Origin of the sequence: Actinophytocola gossypii (assembly GCF_025165815.1) — a bacterium.
GTDB classification, from domain to species: Bacteria; Actinomycetota; Actinomycetes; order Mycobacteriales; family Pseudonocardiaceae; genus Actinophytocola; species Actinophytocola gossypii.
On the sequence record NZ_JAFFZE010000010.1, the window covers coordinates 255647 to 271129 of the forward strand.

The 15483-nt window shown below is 71.4% G+C and carries 16 protein-coding genes and 1 pseudogene; 8 read left to right on the forward strand and 9 right to left on the reverse strand.

Features of this window, described 5'->3' with window-relative positions; translation table 11 throughout:
* The first annotated feature begins 21 nt into the window (after positions 1-21).
* Positions 22-402: a hypothetical protein gene (locus tag JT362_RS12390; protein WP_260191279.1), complete on the forward strand. Its 381-nt coding sequence runs from the start codon at positions 22-24 to the stop codon at positions 400-402.
* Positions 383-616, forward strand: coding sequence for a hypothetical protein (locus JT362_RS12395; protein ID WP_260191280.1), 234 nt, complete (start codon positions 383-385; stop codon positions 614-616). The genes JT362_RS12390 and JT362_RS12395 overlap by 20 nt, the downstream gene beginning before the upstream one ends.
* Here JT362_RS12395 and JT362_RS12400 read toward each other — a convergent pair.
* The 4 genes from JT362_RS12400 to JT362_RS12415 form a co-directional block, all read right to left on the reverse strand.
* A complete protein-coding gene (locus tag JT362_RS12400; RefSeq protein ID WP_260191281.1) occupies positions 545-1393 on the reverse strand; it encodes a S1C family serine protease in 849 nt (282 codons plus the stop codon). The two genes, JT362_RS12395 and JT362_RS12400, sit on opposite strands and share 72 nt — an antisense overlap.
* Positions 1394-1782: 389 nt before the next feature.
* Positions 1783-1953 carry a hypothetical protein gene (locus tag JT362_RS12405; protein ID WP_260191282.1) on the reverse strand — a complete coding sequence of 57 codons (171 nt, stop codon included), beginning with the start codon at positions 1951-1953 and terminating at the stop codon, positions 1783-1785.
* Between the two features lie 85 nt (positions 1954-2038).
* Positions 2039-3535 (reverse strand): CoA-acylating methylmalonate-semialdehyde dehydrogenase, encoded by a 1497-nt coding sequence (locus JT362_RS12410; protein WP_311202695.1) that lies wholly within the window; start codon positions 3533-3535, stop codon positions 2039-2041.
* Complete coding sequence (locus tag JT362_RS12415; RefSeq protein WP_260191284.1) at positions 3532-4830, reverse strand: aspartate aminotransferase family protein; 1299 nt, start codon at positions 4828-4830, stop codon at positions 3532-3534. The genes JT362_RS12410 and JT362_RS12415 overlap by 4 nt, the downstream gene beginning before the upstream one ends.
* Before the next feature lie 76 nt (positions 4831-4906).
* On the opposite strand from JT362_RS12415, the gene JT362_RS12420 reads away from it, so the two are divergent.
* Both JT362_RS12420 and JT362_RS12425 read left to right on the forward strand, forming a co-directional pair.
* Positions 4907-6514 (forward strand): PucR family transcriptional regulator, encoded by a 1608-nt coding sequence (locus JT362_RS12420; RefSeq protein ID WP_260191285.1) that lies wholly within the window; start codon positions 4907-4909, stop codon positions 6512-6514.
* Positions 6511-7341, forward strand: coding sequence for an NUDIX domain-containing protein (locus tag JT362_RS12425; RefSeq protein ID WP_260191287.1), 831 nt, complete (start codon positions 6511-6513; stop codon positions 7339-7341). Before JT362_RS12420 ends, JT362_RS12425 begins: the two co-directional genes overlap by 4 nt.
* Before the next feature lie 225 nt (positions 7342-7566).
* Here JT362_RS12425 and JT362_RS35580 read toward each other — a convergent pair.
* The 4 genes and pseudogenes from JT362_RS35580 to JT362_RS12445 all read right to left on the reverse strand — a co-directional run.
* A pseudogene (locus tag JT362_RS35580) lies at positions 7567-7746 on the reverse strand (FAD binding domain-containing protein); the annotation flags it as partial.
* Positions 7747-7849: 103 nt separating this feature from the next.
* Positions 7850-8113: a (2Fe-2S)-binding protein gene (locus tag JT362_RS12435; protein ID WP_375546482.1), complete on the reverse strand. Its 264-nt coding sequence runs from the start codon at positions 8111-8113 to the stop codon at positions 7850-7852.
* A 270-nt stretch (positions 8114-8383) separates the two neighbouring features.
* On the reverse strand, positions 8384-8857 hold the full coding sequence (locus JT362_RS12440; protein WP_260191288.1) for a peptidoglycan-binding domain-containing protein: 474 nt from the start codon (positions 8855-8857) through the stop codon (positions 8384-8386).
* Positions 8858-8958: 101 nt separating this feature from the next.
* The gene (locus JT362_RS12445; RefSeq protein ID WP_260191289.1) at positions 8959-9831 is read right to left on the reverse strand and encodes an SDR family NAD(P)-dependent oxidoreductase; all 873 of its coding nucleotides are present in this window, start codon (positions 9829-9831) and stop codon (positions 8959-8961) included.
* A 74-nt stretch (positions 9832-9905) separates the two neighbouring features.
* Between JT362_RS12445 and JT362_RS12450 the strand changes: the two genes are divergently transcribed.
* The gene (locus JT362_RS12450) at positions 9906-10613 is read left to right on the forward strand and encodes a TetR/AcrR family transcriptional regulator (protein WP_260191290.1); all 708 of its coding nucleotides are present in this window, start codon (positions 9906-9908) and stop codon (positions 10611-10613) included.
* Positions 10614-10675: 62 nt separating this feature from the next.
* Here JT362_RS12450 and JT362_RS12455 read toward each other — a convergent pair whose 3' ends face one another.
* Positions 10676-11377 carry a GOLPH3/VPS74 family protein gene (locus JT362_RS12455; protein ID WP_260191291.1) on the reverse strand — a complete coding sequence of 234 codons (702 nt, stop codon included), beginning with the start codon at positions 11375-11377 and terminating at the stop codon, positions 10676-10678.
* A gap of 286 nt (positions 11378-11663) precedes the next feature.
* On the opposite strand from JT362_RS12455, the gene JT362_RS12460 reads away from it, so the two are divergent.
* Genes JT362_RS12460 through hydA form a run of 3 tightly spaced genes read left to right on the forward strand, consistent with a single transcriptional unit; the run spans position 11664 to position 15477 of the window.
* The gene (locus JT362_RS12460; protein WP_260191292.1) at positions 11664-13244 is read left to right on the forward strand and encodes an NCS1 family nucleobase:cation symporter-1; all 1581 of its coding nucleotides are present in this window, start codon (positions 11664-11666) and stop codon (positions 13242-13244) included.
* Complete coding sequence (locus JT362_RS12465; protein WP_260191293.1) at positions 13244-14086, forward strand: nitrilase-related carbon-nitrogen hydrolase; 843 nt, start codon at positions 13244-13246, stop codon at positions 14084-14086. Before JT362_RS12460 ends, JT362_RS12465 begins: the two co-directional genes overlap by 1 nt.
* Positions 14087-14091: 5 nt before the next feature.
* Positions 14092-15477 (forward strand): dihydropyrimidinase, encoded by a 1386-nt coding sequence (gene hydA, locus JT362_RS12470; protein WP_260191294.1) that lies wholly within the window; start codon positions 14092-14094, stop codon positions 15475-15477.
* The last annotated feature ends 6 nt before the right edge of the window (positions 15478-15483 follow it).

A 15483-nucleotide genomic window follows, 5' to 3' on the forward strand; every position in this document is an offset into this window, starting at 1 on the left:
CCAGCACCTTAAGGTGCGGGTATGGCGGTCGTCGGTCTGGTTCTGGTGGTTGTCGGCTTCGGGGTGCTGGCGTTCGCGGTGCGGGAGGTGCTGCGGCTGCGGTCCGAGGTGGATGCGCTGGGCGTCCGGGCCGACGAGGTGGCCGAGCGACTGGACGCACTGCCGCCGGAGCTGTCCGGGACGTTCGGTACGGGCGCACGGCACCTGATCACGGTGGAGCTGCTGAACCTGTTCGAGCTGGCGCACCGGGAGAGCGCGCTGACCAGGCCCCTCACCGCGCTCACCCCCCGGCTGCTGCGGGATGTCGTGCACCGTCGCCTGATCGGCCGGGTGCGGCGGAGTCTCGCCGACGCCGGCGTCCGAGCGGAGGTGAGGTTGCACCGTGCTGCTCGCCGTCCTTAGCGTCGTGTTCGTCGCCTGCGCCGCCGCGCTGCTGGTGGCGGCGCGGCGGCTGCGGGTCCGGGTGCGGCGGGCGTCGTGGCTGCTCACCCGCGCCACCGAGGCGATGGCCGAGGCTCGCCGGGCGAGCGTCACGGTCGGCGGGTCACAGCTGGTCGAGCAACTGCTGCGCGTCGTTGCTCGGGATGGCGAACCCGATGCCGACGCTGCCGGCTGACCCGTCCGGGCCGGAGAGCGGTGAGTAGATCGCCGAGTTGATGCCGATGACCTCGCCGGCGGAGTTGAACAGCGGACCACCGGAGTTGCCCTGGTTGATCGAGGCGTCGGTCTGGATGGCGCGGTAGGTGTTGGTGCCCGCGTCCTGGCCCTGCCACGGCGAGGTGCGCTGCTCGCTCGGCACGGTGACCTCGCGGTCGAGCGCGCTGACGATGCCGGTGGTGACGGTGCCGTCCAGCCCGCCGGGCGAGCCGATCGCGATGACCTGGTCGCCGACGTGCACGTCGTCGGAGTCGCCGAGCGGGGCCGGGGTGAGGTCGTCGACGCCCTCGAGCCGCAGGACCGCGAGATCGGCGTCCGGGTCGGCGTCGAGAACGGTCGCCGCCGCGGTACGTCCGTCCGCGAGCGTCACCCGGATCTGCTCGGCCCCCGCGACGACGTGGTTGTTGGTGAGGACGCGCCCGTCGCCGTCGACGATGACACCGGAGCCGAACCCCTGGGCGGACGAGCTGGCGGTGTCGATCCGCACGACGCTGTCCCGCACCTTGGCGACGACGGAGCTGATGTCGGTCGGTGCGCTGGCGGAGGCGTTCGCGGCCGGAGCGGCCGTGCTCGAGCTGTCGTCCCCGCCGACGAGCGCCCCCACCGACCCCCCGATCCCCCCGGCGGCGAGCGTGACCGCGGCGACGAGGGCGACCGTGCTCCGCCGGAACCGACCCGCCGACTTCGGCGCCCGCAACGCCACCGGCGGCTGCGGTGGCTGCTGATGCAGTGGCACCCGCGGCGAGTGAGACTGCGGCGGCTGCGGCGACTGGACCGGCTGCCCCGGCTCCGGCGCCCGCACTTCCGGCGATGGATGCGGTTGCGCTGGCGGATGCCACGGAGACTGAGGCGACTGCCCCGACTCCGACGCCCGCGATCCCGTCGGTCCCGGCGCTTGCGCCGGCACATGCTGTGGTTGCGCGGGTGGGCGCCACGGAGACGGCTGTGACTGCCCCGGATTCCCCGGCGGAACCGGCGGTGGGGTCGAGGCGGGGCTTTGCGGGGGCACTGGCGGCAGGTGGTTCTCGTTCATGCCCTCACATTGCGGGGGCAGGCTGGGAATCAGCTGTGAAGCACCACAGGGTTGTCCGAGAACTTCCTGTGCGGGCCCTCGGCCGCCCGGGCTCAGCGATCCTCGTGGGTGTCCCCGGTCGGGCGGCCTCGGCGCCGGGCCGGGCGCGGGGGTGCGTGCCGGGGCGGCCTGGCCGACTCCAGCTCGTCGACCTCCGCGTACGGTGCGTCCTCGGCCTCGGCGCGGCGGGCGTCCGACATCGAATAGGCCGTCGAATCAGGCATGGTGTTCCCCCTCTGTGGATCTCCCGAGGGGCACCCTACGTCGTGATCCCCGCAGCCTCACACCCCGGCCGGCCGCTCCGGCGCGTCAGTCGTTGCGTGGGAAGCCCAGGTTCACCCCGCCGTGGGACGGGTCGAGCCAGCGGCCGGTGACGACCTTCGTCCTGGTGTAGAAGTGGATCCCGTCCGGGCCGTAGGCGTGGGTGTCCCCGAACAGGGAGTCCTTCCATCCCCCGAACGAGTAGTAGCCGACCGGCACCGGGATCGGCACGTTCACCCCGACCATGCCCACCTCGACCTCGTGCTGGAACCGTCGCGCGGCACCGCCGTCGTTGGTGAAGATCGCCGTGCCGTTGCCGTACGGGTTGCCGTTCACCAGCTCGACCGCCGCGTCGTAGCTCGGTGCGCGCACCACGGACAACACCGGCCCGAAGATCTCGTCGGTGTACAGGGACATCCCGGGCTCCACCCGGTCGAACAGGGTCGGGCCGAGCCAGAAGCCGTCGGCATCGCCGTCGACCTCGTGGCCGCGGCCGTCGACGACCAGGGACGCGCCGGCCCGGACCCCGGCGTCGAGGTAGGACGCCACCTTGTCCCGGTGCGCGGCGCTGACCAGCGGACCCATCTGGCACCCGGGCCGGCGGCCGTCACCCACGCGGAGGTCACCCATCCGGGCACGCACCTTGTCGACCAACTCGTCGCCTACCGGGTCGACCGCGACCACCACGGACACGGCCATGCACCGCTCCCCCGCCGACCCGAACCCGGCCGACACCGCCGCGTCGGCCGCCAGGTCGAGGTCGGCGTCGGGCAGCACGACCATGTGGTTCTTCGCCCCACCGAGCGCCTGCACCCGCTTGCCGTGGCTGGTGCCGGTCTCGTAGACGTACCGGGCGACCGGCGTCGACCCGACGAACGAGATCCCGCGCACGGTCGGGTGGGTGAGCAACCCGTCGACCGCGACCTTGTCGCCGTGCAGCACGTTCAGCACCCCGTCCGGCAGCCCGGCGCGCGCCCACAGCCCGGCCACGAAGTTCGCCGCCGACGGGTCCTTCTCGCTCGGCTTGAGCACCACCGTGTTCCCGCACGCGATCGCGTTCGGCACGAACCACAGCGGCACCATCGCCGGGAAGTTGAACGGCGAGATCACCCCGACCACGCCGAGCGGCTGCCGGATCGAGTACACGTCCACCCTGGTCGACGCGTTCTCCGAGAAGCCGCCCTTGAGCAGCGCCGGGATCCCGCACGCGAACTCGACGTTCTCGATCGCCCGCTGCACCTCGCCCGCCGCGTCGTCGAGCACCTTGCCGTGCTCGGCGGTGACGATCGCGGCCAGCTCGTCCTTGTGCTCGTTCAGCAGCTCCCGGAACGCGAACAGCACCCGCGACCGGGCGGCCAGCGAGGTGTCCCGCCACGCCGGGAAGGCGCGTTCCGCCGCGGCGACCGCCTCGTCCACCTCGGACTGTGCGGCCAGGTCGACCTGCCCGGTGACCGCACCGGTCGCCGGGTCGTACACGTCGCCACTCCGCTGGGTGACCCCTGACCAGGTCTTGCCGTCGATCCAGTGGCTGATCCGCGCCATCACCGCTCCCCGTCCGCCACGGCGATCGCCGCGGCGAGAATGTCCAGCGCCTCGTCCAGTTCCTCGGCCGTCAACGTCATCGGCGGCGCCAGGCGGATGACGTTGTTGTGCAGCCCGCCCTTGCCGACGAGCAGGCCACGCCGCCGGGTCTCCTCGAGGACGGCGGTCGCGGCGGCCGGTGCCGGCGTGGTCGTACCCGGCTCGACGAGCTCGACACCCACCATCAGGCCCTTGCCGCGCACGTCACCGACCACCGGGTGCCGTTCGGCGATCTTCCGGAGGCCGCCGAGCAGCGCCGAACCGAGAGTCGCCGCGTTCGCCATCAGGTCGTGGTCGAGCACGTAGTCGAGCACCGCACCGGCGCCGACCGTGGCCACCGGGTTGCCGCCGAACGTGGAGATCGAGTTCGCGCCGAGGCAGTCCATCACGTCGCCGCGGGCCACCACGCCGCCGATCGCGAGCCCGTTGCCCAGCCCCTTGGCGAAGGTCATCATGTCCGGGGTCACGTCGTGTGCCTGGATGCCCCAGAAGTGCTCGCCGGTGCGGCCCCAGCCGGTCTGCACCTCGTCGGAGACGAGCAGGATCCCGTGCTCGGCGAGAACCTGCGCGAAGCTGGTGAACAGCCCGTCCGGCGGCACGGCGAACCCGCCGACGCCCTGGATCGGCTCGGCGATCATGCAGGCGACGTCGCCGGAGGTGCCGGTGTGCAGGACGTCGCGCAGGTCGTCGGTGCACGCGGCGATGTAGTCGGCGTCGGACAGGTGTCCGAACGGGCTCCGGTACCGGTACCCGCCGTGCACGTAGGACACCTTGACCGGCGACAGCGACGACGCCGACCAGCCGCGGTTGCCGGTCACGCCGATCGTGGCGAACGCGCGGCCGTGGTAGGAGTTGCGCAGGGCCAGCACCTGGTTGCTGCGCCGGTACTGGGTGGCGAGCATCAGCGCGGTCTCGTTGGCCTCGGTGCCGGAGTTGGTGAAGAACACCTTCGCGTCCGGGATCCCGGACAGCTTCGCGATCCGCTCGGCCAGCTCGACCTGGGCGCGGATCAGGTACAGCGTCGAGGTGTGCAGGATGCCGCTGTCGAGCTGCTTGCGCACCGCGTCGCTGATCTCCGCGACGTCGTAGCCGATCGCGTTGGTCAGGATCCCGGCGAAGAAGTCGAGGTAGGTCCGGCCGGTCGAGTCGGTGACCCGCCGGCCGTGCCCGTGCACGATCTCCAGCGGTTCGTCGTAGTAGAGGGCGAGCCAGGACGGCATGACGGCGCGGTGTCGTTCGACGAGGGGCGGTTCGGCCATGCCCCCGAGTGTGGCCGCGCGGCTGCCGGCGCGCCATGGACAGTGTGTATCGGCGCGGCCGTAGGCTGTGCACACTATGTACCCGACCGTCGCGGACGTGCTCGCGCTGCCGGTGATCCGGCAGGGTGTGGCCACCGTGGTCGCCGGCGCGGGCGGCCTCGACCGACGGGTGCGCTGGGTGCACGTCGCCGAGATCGCCGACATCGCGCCGCTGTTGCGCGGCGGCGAGCTGGTGCTGACCACCGGGATCGCCCTGCCCGACGACGCGGACGCGCTGGCCACCTACGTCGACGAGCTGGCCGGGGCGGGGGTCGTCGGCCTGGTCGTGGAGCTGGTCCGGCACTGGAGCCACACACTGCCGCCCGCGCTGCTCGCGGCGGCCGACCGGCACGGGCTCCCGCTGGTCACGCTGTCCCGGGAGACCCGGTTCGTCGCGGTCACCGAGGCGGTCGTCGGGTTGATCGTCGAGGCGCAGGTGGCGGAGCTGCGCGCTGCGGAGCGGGTGCACGAGACGTTCACCGCGCTGACCGTGGCTGGCGCGGAGCCGTCGGAGGTGCTGCGCGAGGTGGCCAGGACGTCCGGGCTGCCGGTCGTGCTGGAGACCCTCGGGCACGACGTGCTGGCCTACGACGCGGCCGGCGCGGACCCCGCGGAGCTGGTGGCCGACTGGGCGGCGCGCTCGCGTGCGGTCGCCGGCGCGACGCGGACCAGTTACCACGCCGGCCCGGGCTGGCTGGTCACCGTGGTCGGCGCGCGCGGCAACGACTGGGGCAGGCTGGTGCTGGTGACCCCGCACGAGCCGGCGCACCGCGTGGTGGTGATCGCCGAGCGGGCGGCGTCCGCGCTGGCCGTGCACCGGCTGGTGGCCCGCGACCGGGAGGGCCTGGAGCGACACGCGCACCGCACGCTGCTGACCGAGCTGCTGGCGTCGCCGACGCCGCCGGCGGACCTGACCGCGCGGGCCGACGCGCTCGGCGTGCCGCTGTACCGCCGTCAGCTGGTCGGGGTGTCGGTGCGCCCGAGCACGGTGACGTCGTCACCGACGATGGCCACCCAGGAGGTGCTGCGCGACCTCGCCGAGGCGACCGCGCTGGCCGCGCGGAGGGCACGGGTGGCGGCGCTGGTCGGGGTGGTCGACGACATCTCGGTGCGCGCGCTGCTGTCGCTGACCCCGCAGGCGGACGCGACGTCGGTGGTGCGCAGGCTGGCCAAGGAACTGCACCAGGCCGCGTCCGCCGGCCCGCCGGTGGTGGTGGCGGTGGGCACGACCGTCCAGGCGGTGCCCGACGCGCGCCGGAGCCTGGTGGAGGCCGCACACGTGGCGAAGGCCGCGTCCCGGTTCCCGGACGCCCGGCCCTACCACCGCCTCGACGACGTGCGGCTGCGCGGTCTGCTGCACCTGCTGGCGGACGACGACCGGGTGACGGCGTTCGCGGAGCGCGAGCTGGGCCCGCTGCTGGCGCGGGACACGGCGCACGCGAGCCGCCTGGTCGACGCGCTGCGCCACTTCTGCGAGCACGGCGGCAACAAGTCGGCGGCCGCCGCGGCGGCCCACATGTCGCGGACGGCGTACTACCAGCAGCTGGCGCGGATCGAGCAGGTCCTCGGCGTCTCCCTGGACGACCCGGAGTCGGTGCTGTCCCTGCACGTGGCCCTGCTGGTGAACGAGATCGGAGCACGATGAGGAGCGGCGACCGGCTTGTCCGGTGTGGACAGGGCCACACGCACTGGGGCCGTTACGGCGCCGCGGGCCTGCTGCCGTACGCCGACGGGCACGTGCTGTTGCAGCACCGGGCCAAGCTGACCATCGGCGGCGGCACCTGGGGCATCTTCGGCGGCGCGCGTGACCGGGACGAACCGTCGGTGGACGCGGCGCTGCGGGAGACCGCCGAGGAGTCCACGCTGGACACCGCCGAGGTGACCGTGCACGGCGTGATGCGCGAGGACCACGGCGGCTGGTCCTACGACACGGTGCTGGCGACGGTGCCGTCGCTGCTCGTGGTCGAGCCCGCGTCGTGGGAGTCGAAGGACGCCGCGTGGGTGCCGGTCGACGCGGTGGCCGACCACGACCTGTTCCCGCCGTTCGCCGCCGCGTGGCCCCGGCTGCGGCCGGTTCTGCGCCGCCCGGTGCTGGTGGTGGACGTGGCCAACGTGATGGGTTCGCGGGCGGACGGCTGGTGGCGCGACCGGGCCGGCGCCGCCGCCCGCCTGCGCGACGAGATCGCCGCGATCGACGGCCTGACCGGGATGGCCCCGTTCGACGTGGCCTATCCGGAGCGGGTGCTGGTCGTCGAGGGCAGGGCCAGGGACATCGGCGCCGGCGACACGTCCGTCCGCGTCGTCGCCGCACCCGGCGATGGCGACGACCAGATCGTGGCCACCGTCGCGGAGGCCACCCGGGAGCCGGGCGTGCCGTGCCTGGTGGTCACCGCGGACCGGGCGCTGAAGGCCCGGGTCCGCGCGGAGGGTGCGGAGGTCACCGGCCCCCGCTGGCTGCTGAACCAGCTCTGAGCCACCGGCGGGTCGGGCGCGACGCGACTCAGTCCAGCGTGGGTGGCCACGCAGTGCTCGCTGCCGCCGAGGACCGCGCGTCCGGTTGTGGCCTTCGATGGCGGAGCAGCCGGAGCCGGGGGATCGTTTGTCGCACGGCGTGGTGACGTCGCGGAAGTAGCCACACCGGGTGTGCTGCAACAGGTTCCCGCCGATGCTGGCCATGTTCCGCAGCTGGGGCGACGCGCTTCGCAGCAGGGCCTGGGAAATCACCGGGTAGGGGGTGGTGACCAGTGGGTTGGCCGCGACCTCGCTCATCCTGGCCATGGCACCCAGGTGCGGCCCTCCGTCGTCACCTCGGATCTCCCGCAGCGGCAACTGGTCGACGTGCACGACCGTGCCCGGTGTCGTCACCTCGAGCTTCATCAGTCGACGAGCGTGGTGCCGCCCGCGAGGTAGGTGCCGTGCTCGCCGGCCAGCGCGATCGCCTCGTCCACAGTGGCCGCGGTGGTGAAGGTGAACGGCCGCATCAGCGCACCCCGCCCCGGCGCACCGCGTCGACGACGTTCGGGTAGGCACCGCACCGGCAGATGTTTCCGGACATCCGCTCGCGGATCTCCTCGTCCGACGCGGGAAGTCCTTCGCGGTGCAGGGCCACGGCGGACATGATCTGTCCGGGCGTGCAGAAGCCGCACTGGCCGCGGTCGCAGCCCTTCTTCGTGCCGGTGAGTTCCAACCGTTCCCGCAGGGTGTCCAGCAGCGTGGTCCTCGGATCCAGCTGGAGGTGGTGCACCCGGCCGTTCACCCGCAGCGCGACAGCCAGGTGTCGACGTCCACGGTGTCGGCGGCCGCCGACGTCGTGTCCGCGGCCGCCGCACTCGTGCCGGAGCCCCCGGAGGCCAGCACGGCGGCCGAGACCGCGCCGCACCCGCAAGGAAGACGCGCCGGGAGACGTCACTCATCGTCGCCACAACCTGATCATGCGGGCGAAACTAACGAGAGTTCGTCCGCCCGCACATCAGGGATGTCCCCTGATGCCGGCTTTCCGGCGAGCGGTGGCCCATCAGGACGGCGAGGGCCGGCAGGTGCCGACCGTTCCCCCGTTCGGGTAGTACACCGGCCACAGCAGGGCCTTGCGGGTGTTCGGGCCGTACACGCCGTCGTCGTCGACGCCGCGCTTGTACTGCGCGTACGCCAGGGCCTTCTTGGTCCTGGGCCCGAAGTCCCCGTCCACGACCAGGCCGGACGCGTAGTTGCACTGCTTGAGCGTCAGCTGCAGGATCCGCACCACGCTGCCGGAGGCTCCCTCGGCGAGCAGGCAGTTCCGGCTGCCCGTGGCCTTGATCATCGGCTGGTGCAGGACGTAGCTGCCGACCGAGAGCTTCTTCCACGAGTCGCACCAGCCGTCGGCCGACGCCGCCACGGCAGGCGACACGGTCGGCGGCACGGATGGCACCGCCGCCGCGGTGGTGGTGGAAGCGCCGAGTCCTACCAGTACCGCGGCCGAGGCCACGACCGTGGCGAGAAAACGTCGCATGAGTCCCCCTTCGTCACATACCCGCGTCACTCCCTGTGACGCCGGAACGGATCCTGCCGTCGGCGCTTTCCTGACGCTTTCATCGAAGGGCAAGCGTTCGGCTAACCGAGATGCCGGCGCATGGCCGCGGCGACCGCCCGGTCGTGGTCGGTCTCCTCGGGCATCGCGTCGAGCAGGGCGGTGGTGCGGGCGGCGATGGCGTCGACCATCATCCGGTCGGTGTGCAGGTAGAGCTGGTCGGCGCGGATCGCGGCGAGCACCTGGTCGCCGACCTGCTCCGGGTCGAGGCCCAGCTCGCCGAGCAGCGTCTCCCGGACTGTCCAGGCCTGGTCGACCGCGACCTGCTCCTCGGCTGTGCGCGCCGCCGCCGGCTCGCTGGCCCGGCTGGTGGCCGCGATGCCGGTCGCCACCAGGCCGGGACAGAGCACGGTGAGCCCGATCCCGTGTGGTTCGAGCAGCAGCCGCAGCGCCTCCGACATGCCGACCACCGCGTACTTCGCCGTGTGGTACATGAACTCGGTGCCGGCCATGACCGCCAGCCCGGCGCCGGACGAGGTGTTCACGACGTGGCCCGGCCCGCCGCGGGCGAGCATCCGAGGCAGGAACGTCTGGACGCCGTTGACGACGCCGCCGAGGTTGACCCCGAGCACCAGGTCCCAGTGCGCGTAGGTCATCTCGGCCAGGCCGAGCCCGCTGCCGACGCCGGCGTTGTTGCACAGCACCGAGACCGGCCCGAGCCGGCTCTCCACCTCGTCGGCGACGCGCTCGAATGCCGTTCGGTCCCGCACGTCCAGCTCGAAGGCCGCGACCTCGGTGAGTTCGGCGAGTTCGGCCCGCGCACGGTCGAGCTCGGCCGCGTCGAGGTCGGCGACGGCCACCTTCGCGCCCTCGCGGGCGAACGCCCGGGCCATCGCGAGCCCGATCCCGCGAGCCCCGCCGGTGACGAACACCGTCCTGCCGTCGAACGTGTCCATACGCACTCCTTGGTTGCAGTTGATGCTTAATTACACTCACTGCAAGTATGCAGACGCTGCAGTAGGCTGTCCACATGACCGAGCCCGGCCTGCGCGAGCGCAAGAAGCAACGCACCCGTCGAGCGCTGGTCGACGCGGCGATGCGCCTGTTCGACGAGCAGGGGTACGACGAGACCTCGGTCGCGGCGATCGCGGCCGCCGCCGAGGTGTCGACCAGGACGTTCTTCACCCACTTCCCCACCAAGGACGACGTCTTCTTCGCCTCGAACGACGAGGGCATCGACGCGGCCCTCGGCGTGCTGGCCACACGCGCGGCCGGCGAGCGGCCGCTCGACGTGCTGGTCCGGGCGGTCGAGCGGATGTCGGTGGCCCACTCGGCCGCGCTGGCGCACGCCGCCGAGTTCGGCCCACTACGGCTGCGCCTGCTCAACTCGGTACCCGCGCTCCGCGCCCGCGCCGTGCACCGGTTCGCCGACGCCCAACAACGCCTCGCCGACGCCCTGCACGACGCCTATCCCGAGGTCGACCGGGTCACGGCCTCGGCGACCGTCGGCGCGCTCGTCGGCGCGGTGGTCAGCACCACGTTGAGCGGTCTCGCGGCGCACGAGCCGGACCTGCCGGACGCCCTCCGCCGCGCGATCGACGTCGCCGTCCAGGGCGTCGCCGTCACCCTCGACCCGCTGTGCGGCCGCGACGCAACTGACACAGTGCCCACCGTCCGCGCCAACGGCGAACACCGTGACACTGCCTTACCGCCCCGGGACACGACGACGATGCCGTGATGGCGCAGAGCACTCAACCGGACGGCCGGGTCGACCCCACCGAGACCGGCCATGCCCCCGGGTCAGTGGTGGCCGGTGGACAGCAGGGCCGCGCCGACCGACGTCTCCACGTCCGCGAGCAGGTGGTGCAGCGGCGCGGGCAGGCCGGCTCGCAGCCGGGACATCATCGTCCTGACCTCGGTCGCGGGGAGGTCCCACGCCGGAAGCTTCTCGCGGAGTCCGGTGGCGTCGACGAGCCCGGCGAGCAGCACCGCGTTCAGGCTGGTGTCCGCGCCCCGGTTGCGCATCAGTCCGAAGATCCGGGCCTCCGGGCCCATCGCCCGGTTCGGGTCGACGGCGTGGTACTCCATACTCGAACCACCCCACCAGCGTCGCGCCCGGACCTCCCGCAGCAGCCCGGCGGCGAACAGCCGGGCGACCACGCCGTCGGTGACGTCGTGGCGCAGCTCGCTGAGCCATGCCGAGACCGGCTGCCCCGGGTGGCGGGCGATCCGCTCGGTGATCTGCTCGCTGATCTCGTCCGACCCGTGGCCGTCGGCCCGGTGTCGTCCGGTTCGGGCCGCCCGCAGGTTGGCGGCGAGGATGTAGTCGTCGGTCTGCCCGACCCGCCCGTCCAGCATCAGCTCGGTGAGCAGCGCGCCGGTCAGCCCGAGGCTCAGTACGACCGGCTGCAGCCTGGGGCGCATCCGGGTCGCTTCGTGGTCGTGCGCGGCCAGGAAGAACTCGTCGGCCAGCCGCAGCCCCGGCAATTGACTGCTCGCCATGTCCCCTACCCGTCGCGCTACACCGACCCGGTCGGCGCACGACAATTGACGAAGATCACGCGCCGCACAAGTGCTTTGTCCGAAACAGGCGGGATAATTACCTCGAATGGCCCAACCCGGGGGATTGGGCCTAGAGGGCTTCCGACGTTCGAGTCAAGAAGCAGACTGTTCACAAGCACCGCGAATTTTTGACAATCTGACACTCCCGTCCCGGCTTCCAACCCTCAAACATGCCCGGGTGTCAAGATCGCCCTCCTATCGGCAGGCTGAAAGCGGCGGAGTAGCTATGACCACTGTCAGCACGACCATGACGACTCATCCGGACGGACGGGTCGACCTACCCGATCACTCCGCGATACGCGACAGTCGCTTCTACAACGCCGAGCTCGCCCCGGTCCCGGTCGGCTTTCGCACGTGGAACACCTACAACTACACCGCGCTGTGGATGGCCATGGCGTTCTGCGTGCCCAGCTACTCGCTGGCGGCCGGGCTGATCCTGCTCGGCATGAACTGGCTGCAGGCCTTCCTCACGATCACCCTCGCCAACGTGATCGTGCTGGTGCCGATGCTGCTCAACAGCCACGCGGGCACCAAGTACGGCATTCCGTACCCGGTGTACTCGCGCGCCTTCTACGGGATACGCGGCGCGAACCTGGCCGCCCTGCTGCGTGCCCTGGTCGCCTGCGGCTGGTTCGGGGTGCAGACCTGGATCGGCGGTTCGGCCATGTACTCGATCATCGGCCGGCTGACCGGGCCGGTCTGGGTCGACGCGGGGATGATCGCGGGCAAGCCGTGGACGCTGTGGCTGTGCTTCGCGCTGTTCTGGGCCGCCCAGATGGTGCTGATCTGGCGTGGAATGAACGCGGTCAAGATGCTCGAGAACTGGGCCGCGCCGGTGCTGGCGCTGAGCCTGGTCGCGGTGGCGGTGTGGATCGTCGGCGAGGCAGGCGGAATCGGCACGATCTTCTCCCAGGAGTCCCAGCTCGGTTGGGGCGCCGACTTCTGGAAGGTCTTCGCCCCCTCGCTGATGGGCATGATCGCGTTCTGGGCCACGTTGTCGCTGAACATCCCGGACTTCTCCCGGTTCGCCGCCAGCCAGCGCAAGCAGACCATCGGCCAGGCCCTCGGCCTGCCGACCAGCATGGCCTTCATCGCCATCCTGTCGATCATCATCACCTCGAGCGCCAGGGAGCTCTACGCCGATGAGATGGGCGACGATCTCAGCGCGCTGTTCAACCCGGTGAACCTGGTCAACCAGTTCGACAGCTCGTTCGCCGTGTTCCTCGGCCTGATCGTGGTCATCGTGGCGACCGTCTCCACGAACCTCGCGGCGAACGTCGTCAGCCCGTCCTACGACTTCTCCAACGCGTTCCCGAAGCGGATCAGCTTCCGGGCCGGCGGGTTGATCACCGGCATCATCGGCGTGGTCATCCTGCCGTGGAAGCTGTTCGAGGACCCGGACATCTACATCTTCGCCTGGCTCAACACCTACGGCGGGCTGCTCGCCCCGGTGGCCGGCGTGCTGGCGGCCGGGTACTGGATCCGCGCCCGCACCCACCTCGACCTCCGCGAGCTGTACGAGGAGCGGGGCCGGTACTGGTACACCGGGGGCTGGCACTGGCCGGCGCTGGCGGCCACCCTGATCGGCGCCCTGCTCGCCGTCGGCGGCGCGTACTCGAACGTCGACGCCCAGGGCGTGAAGACCGGACCGTTCCCGGTGGACGGACTGATCCCGTTCCTCAAGGGACTCTACGACTACAGCTGGATGGTCGGATTCGTGGCAGCATTCGTCGCGTACCTGGTGCTGACCGCGGGCCGGCGCGACGAGGCCGCGTCGCACGAGCGGCGCGCGGAAGGAGTTGTCTGATGTCGGAAATCATTCGGGCCGGCCTGGTCCAGCAGCGCTGGACGGGCGACAAGGAGTCGATGATCGAGGCCGCCGTGGCCCACATCGCGACCGCGGCCTCGCAGGGCGCACAGGTGGTGTGCCTGCAGGAGCTGTTCTACGGCCCGTACTTCTGCCAGGTGCAGGACGCCGACTACTACTCCTACACCGAGCAGATCCCGGACGGTCCGACCACGCAGCTGATGTGCGAGCTGGCCGACCAGCACGGCGTGGTGCTCGTGGTGCCGATGTACGAGCAGGAGCAGCCGGGGGTCTACTACAACACCGCCGCGGTGATCGACGCGGACGGCACCTACCTCGGCAAGCACCGCAAGAACCACATCCCGCAGGTCAAGGGCTTCTGGGAGAAGTTCTACTTCCGGCCGGGCAACCTCGGCTACCCGGTGTTCGACACCGCGGTCGGCAAGATCGGCGTCTACATCTGCTACGAGCGGCACTTCCCGGAGGGCTGGCGGGCGCTCGGGCTGGGCGGCGCGCGGATCGTGTTCAACCCGTCGGCGACCAGCCGGGGCCTGTCGCAGTACCTGTGGCGGCTGGAGCAGCCCGCCGCCGCGGTGGCCAACGAGTACTTCGTCGGCGCGATCAACCGGGTCGGGGTGGAACCGTTGGGCGACAACGACTTCTATGGTCAGTCGTACTTCGCCGACCCGCGCGGGCAGCTGGTCGGGGACGCCGCGTCGGACACCGACGACGAGGTCGTGGTGCGCGACCTGGACATGGGCCGGCTGACCGAGGTCCGCGACCTGTGGCAGTTCTACCGCGACCGCCGCCCGGACACCTACGACTCGCTGACCGGGGCGTGAGGCCGATGCGCACGCTCATCCGCAACGGCACGGTGGTCAATGCCGGCGGCGCGCTGGCCGCGGACGTGCTGGTCGACGGCGAGACGATCGCCGCGGTCACCGCGCCCGGCCTGTTCGACACCGCGGACCGGGTGATCGAGGCCGAGGGCCGGTACGTGCTGCCCGGCGGGATCGACGCGCACACGCACATGGAGATGCCGTTCGGCGGCACGTTCTCGGCGGACACCTTCGCCACCGGCACCACCGCGGCGGCGTGGGGCGGGACGACCACGATCATCGACTTCGCGGTGCAGGCCAAGGGCACCTCCCTGCTGTCCACCCTGGACAAGTGGCACGAGAAGGCCGACGGGCACTGCGCGGTCGACTACGGGTTCCACATGATCGTCTCCGACGTCAACGAGCAGTCGTTGAAGGAGATGGAGTCCTGCATCGACGCGGGCGTGAACAGCTTCAAGATGTTCATGGCCTACCCCGGCGTGTTCTACGCGACCGACGGCGAGATCCTGCGCGCGATGAACAAGGCCACCGAGACCGGCTCGATGATCATGATGCACGCGGAGAACGGCATCGCGATCGACGAACTGGTCGCCGACGCCATCGCGTCCGGCCGCACCGATCCGGTCGAGCACGGCATCACCCGCCCGCCGGAGCTGGAGGGCGAGGCGACGTCGCGGGCCATCCGGCTGGCGAAGGTCACCGGCGCACCGCTCTACATCGTGCACCTGTCGGCCCGGCACGCGCTGGAGGCGGTGGCGGAGGCCAGGAACACCGGGCAGAACGTGTTCGCCGAGACCTGCCCGCAGTACCTGTACCTGTCCATCGAGGACCTGGCCAAGCCGGAGTTCGAGGGCGCGAAGTACGTGGCGTCGCCGCCGCTGCGGCCCAAGGACCACCAGGCCGACCTGTGGCGCGGGCTGCGCACCAACGACCTGTCGGTGGTGTCGACGGATCACTGCCCGTTCTGCTTCAAGGACCAGAAGGAACTTGGCCGAGGGGACTTCTCCAAGATCCCGAACGGCATGCCCGGCGTGGAGCACCGGATGGACCTGCTGCACCAGGGCGTGGTGGCCGGCGAGCTGTCGCTGGCGCGCTGGGTGGAGGTCGCGTCGGCGACGCCGGCACGGATGTTCGGGCTGTACGGGCGCAAGGGCGTGATCGCGCCCGGGGCGGACGCGGACATCGTGGTGTACGACCCGGCGGCGACCCAGACGCTGTCGGTCGAGACGCACCACATGAACGTCGACTACTCGGCGTACGAGGGCATGTCGGTCACCGGCCGGGTGGAGACCGTGCTGTCCCGGGGCTCGGTGGTGATCGCCGACGGCGAGTTCCACGGCCGCGAGGGCCACGGGAAGTTCCTGTCCCGCGATCTGTCGCAGTACCTGGTTTAGGAGGGT

What these genes read in the sequence shown, in the direction of transcription:
- JT362_RS12390 (WP_260191279.1), top strand. Translation starts at nt 22, where the DNA reads ATGGCGGTCGTCGGTCTGGTTCTGGTGGTTGTCGGCTTCGGGGTGCTG.
- JT362_RS12405 (WP_260191282.1), bottom strand. Translation starts at nt 1,953, where the DNA reads ATGCCTGATTCGACGGCCTATTCGATGTCGGACGCCCGCCGCGCCGAG.
- JT362_RS12415 (WP_260191284.1), bottom strand. Translation starts at nt 4,830, where the DNA reads ATGGCCGAACCGCCCCTCGTCGAACGACACCGCGCCGTCATGCCGTCC.
- JT362_RS12420 (WP_260191285.1), top strand. Translation starts at nt 4,907, where the DNA reads ATGTACCCGACCGTCGCGGACGTGCTCGCGCTGCCGGTGATCCGGCAG.
- JT362_RS12425 (WP_260191287.1), top strand. Translation starts at nt 6,511, where the DNA reads ATGAGGAGCGGCGACCGGCTTGTCCGGTGTGGACAGGGCCACACGCAC.
- JT362_RS12440 (WP_260191288.1), bottom strand. Translation starts at nt 8,857, where the DNA reads ATGCGACGTTTTCTCGCCACGGTCGTGGCCTCGGCCGCGGTACTGGTA.
- JT362_RS12445 (WP_260191289.1), bottom strand. Translation starts at nt 9,831, where the DNA reads ATGGACACGTTCGACGGCAGGACGGTGTTCGTCACCGGCGGGGCTCGC.
- JT362_RS12450 (WP_260191290.1), top strand. Translation starts at nt 9,906, where the DNA reads ATGACCGAGCCCGGCCTGCGCGAGCGCAAGAAGCAACGCACCCGTCGA.
- JT362_RS12455 (WP_260191291.1), bottom strand. Translation starts at nt 11,377, where the DNA reads ATGGCGAGCAGTCAATTGCCGGGGCTGCGGCTGGCCGACGAGTTCTTC.
- JT362_RS12460 (WP_260191292.1), top strand. Translation starts at nt 11,664, where the DNA reads ATGACCACTGTCAGCACGACCATGACGACTCATCCGGACGGACGGGTC.
- JT362_RS12465 (WP_260191293.1), top strand. Translation starts at nt 13,244, where the DNA reads ATGTCGGAAATCATTCGGGCCGGCCTGGTCCAGCAGCGCTGGACGGGC.
- hydA (WP_260191294.1), top strand. Translation starts at nt 14,092, where the DNA reads ATGCGCACGCTCATCCGCAACGGCACGGTGGTCAATGCCGGCGGCGCG.